The following is a 2,904-nucleotide window of genomic DNA, read 5'->3' as shown; positions in this document are numbered from 1 at the left end:
ACCACCAGCCGGATACCTCATGCCTCCGACCTACCGCCCACATCGACCCAGATCACGCAGACACGCCGACGGACGTCAGCCTTTCAACCTCTGTAGCAAGCGCAGGGGGTGAGTTGGTGAAGGCGTTCACCCTAAGTCCTCGGGCTTCACCCTTTCTTCCCGAGAATGTGTCCAGCGAGGAGCAGGCGGCCGAGGACGATCGCGTAGACGTTGCTGATCAAAGGCCATTATTCGCCCGAGGACCGGCTTGCCAGCAGCTCATGAATCTGCGGCCGAAGGTCGGTGAGCGCGGAAGCGCATGTACCGGGGCGCGCCGAGGAGCGCCCGGGTCAGGAACGCCACGACCCCGAAGCCGCCGAAGACCAACACTAACCAGCCCAGCTTGACGATGATCTGTAGGCCGATGTTGAGGAGGTAGCCGGTTGGTCTACCGTACGAGCACTCGCTAGCACCTTTCCTGACGCACGACTCGCGCAGTTCGACCGACCGGCCCCGATCCTCGGGCGTGACATCCGATCCGTGTATTCGGGCCTTCCGGACCGTGCCGTCGGGTGCGGTCGCCAGCGCATCACATTCCCACCAATAACCGAAGCCCTGCCGGCTGATTGGGCCAACCTGCTGGCAATCGTCCACGACCACCCGCGCCGGGTGCCCGTAGTGCAGCCCCCCGAAAAGGCTGGCAAGCGTCATCGAACCCAGGAAGACCACCATGCTGGCCACGGCCACCAGGACGGCGAGACAGGCGGATCGCAGGCGATACTTAGCTGGCCCCAGCGACTGCCAGAGGCGCATCTCGCGGCCATAAAAGTCAGGACCCATGAAGTCAGAGCCGACCATCGTCCTGATCATGACGAGGTGTCGCCGAGACTTCCACCGGTCAGGCATCCTGCGGTACCCCATGCATGACCTCCACTTTGCAGTCGGGTATCCGGCGGACAGATTCGTCATTGCTCCGGCGACGGCCAGCACGGTACGACACTGCCGCCACTGGTGACTGACCCGGGCGCTGCCCCACAGTTACGAGGTCCGGGCACTGTCAGCAGGTCTCGTTCACCGTTCCCGCTGGTGGCGCGGCGGCGGCTTTGGGTTCCGCTTCACCTCTTACAAGCGAGGGGTTGCCAGCGGCGGTGATGATCGACGCTGAGCCGTACCGTGCGGCAGGATGGGTCGGTGAGCGACGCGCAGGACGCCGACGAGGCCGTCAACCAGGGGTGGTTCGCCGTGCGGTGCGTTTTCCAGTACGGCAGCGATGCGCAGTTCGTCTATGAGGAACGCATTACGGTATGGCGGGCGGTGAGCTTCGACGCGGCCGTCGCCCTGGCCGAGGCTGAAGCTGCGGAGTACGCGAACGAGGTTGACCGGAGATACCTCGGCTTCGCGCAGGCATACCGGATGTTTGATGAGCTCGGCCACGGTGCCGAGGTCTACTCGCTGATGAGAGACAGTGAGCTTCCTCCGGACGCCTACCTGACGGCGTTCTTCGACACCGGCGAGGAGCGGCTGGGAACCTTGAACGAGCCAGCGGCCGGGTCGAACCGCCTTGCTGGCAATCCATAGATCCAGGGCCCAGCAAACAAGATTCGGAACATGTGCGGAATGATCAAGGGCTGTGCTGGGAAGCGCTCGGGTGTATGTCCCGGTAGAACGACGGGTGCCCCAGCGGGCGCTACACCCTTCCTAAACCGTGTGCGTTGAACACCGAGGACGGCCGGCTGCGACGGACCCGCTCGGGGCGCACAGGGGGCACAAGACGCCGTCAAACGTCTGCACCCAGCGAGCAGCGGCGGCAAGCCACGACGGGGCGCGACCAGCGCGCCGACCAGGTCGCCGCAGGTCACAAACGAGCCCGCCTAAGTTCCGCTTCAACGTCTGTGTCCGACGCAAGGTAGGTCGCGCGGGTAGGCACCGAGGGTGGGTTGGCGCTCTCGGCGTAGGCGAGGATTGCTTCCATGGCTGACGCTCCGAGTGCAGTTCGCTGCTCCATCCAGCATCGGTGGGGAAGTGGCGAGGACGTTTCATCGGTTGACCAGCTCGCGGACCTGCTGGATGAGCTGGAGGTCGATGACCCGGAGCATCCTGACGTGTGGATCAGCGATAACGAGGCTGGGTACAGCGTGTCGGTGTTCGCGGGAAGCCGAGGGCTTGTGATCTGGGAGGACCACGACGAGGTCCGCGGCCCGCTGCACATGGATGGCTACTCGCGGGCCGGGATGATGGAACTGTTCACGATGGTCTTGCAGGGGAGAACGACCGAGGTTGACTCGTTGCCTTGGATGCCGGGATACGGGAGCTGAGGGCGACCGCGCGGGCCGGAGCCCTCGTCTGAGCAGGCCGCCCGGTGCTGTCGACAGCAACGGTGACAGCAACAAGGCTGGACGGGGAGGGGCCAAGCCGTACAGCCGTGGACCACGAGCCGAGGTCAGAGACACGCGCGGACCGGCCCGGACGGAGCGCCCAGAACTTACAAGCGAGGGGTCGCAGGTTCGAAACCTGCCGCGCCCACCATCTTTCAGCAGGCTGTCTGGGCAGCGTCCGTACGTGTGCCTCGGCGGACCTGCGCTGTGCTCGACCGCATGACGCGGATTAAGAACGGGAGGAAGGCCCAGTTGTCCTCGGTGGTCAACCTCTGACCAGCCGCCCACAGGTCGACGACGCGGAGTTGGTGCGGCTCGACCTCGCCGATCTCCACCGCGAACATGGCCCGGTCACCGATGCGCCGTGTCATCAGCCCGCGGGCGCAGTCATGTGGATGGTCGTGCCCGGCTGGGTAGGTTGCCATCCCTCGGCCAGCGCCTTCCGGACTATTGTCCCGCACCGGGTTTGATGGAGACATCGAAACCTGGGAGGAACACCAGCGATGCCCGCACCGAAGAAGTACAACGATGAGCTGCGTGAGCGTGCGAC

At 64.8% G+C, this 2,904-nt stretch carries 3 protein-coding genes and 1 pseudogene; 2 read left to right on the top strand and 2 right to left on the bottom strand.

Annotated elements, in window-relative coordinates:
* Positions 1-258: 258 nt before the first annotated feature.
* Entirely contained in the window at positions 259-837 is a 579-nt protein-coding gene (locus SM452_RS30245; protein WP_463841209.1) for a DUF6346 domain-containing protein, read from the bottom strand.
* Positions 838-1,170: 333 nt separating this feature from the next.
* Between SM452_RS30245 and SM452_RS30240 the strand changes: the two genes are divergently transcribed.
* Positions 1,171-1,557, top strand: coding sequence for a hypothetical protein (locus SM452_RS30240; RefSeq protein WP_463841208.1), 387 nt, complete (start codon positions 1,171-1,173; stop codon positions 1,555-1,557).
* Positions 1,558-1,949: 392 nt separating this feature from the next.
* Entirely contained in the window at positions 1,950-2,294 is a 345-nt protein-coding gene (locus SM452_RS30235) for a hypothetical protein (RefSeq protein ID WP_334465719.1), read from the top strand.
* A 251-nt stretch (positions 2,295-2,545) separates the two neighbouring features.
* On the opposite strand, the pseudogene SM452_RS30230 reads toward SM452_RS30235, so the two are convergent.
* Positions 2,546-2,725 (bottom strand): annotated as a pseudogene (locus tag SM452_RS30230) (hypothetical protein); the annotation flags it as partial.
* Positions 2,726-2,904 lie beyond the last annotated feature (179 nt).

The sequence above is a fragment of the Micromonospora sp. SYSU B005 genome (assembly GCF_055362685.1).
This window is presented reverse-complemented; position numbering and strand designations above follow the sequence as displayed.

Coding starts and splice junctions, on each gene's coding strand:
- SM452_RS30245 (WP_463841209.1), bottom strand. CDS start 837: ATGGTCGGCTCTGACTTCATGGGTCCTGACTTTTATGGCCGCGAGATG.
- SM452_RS30235 (WP_334465719.1), top strand. CDS start 1,950: ATGGCTGACGCTCCGAGTGCAGTTCGCTGCTCCATCCAGCATCGGTGG.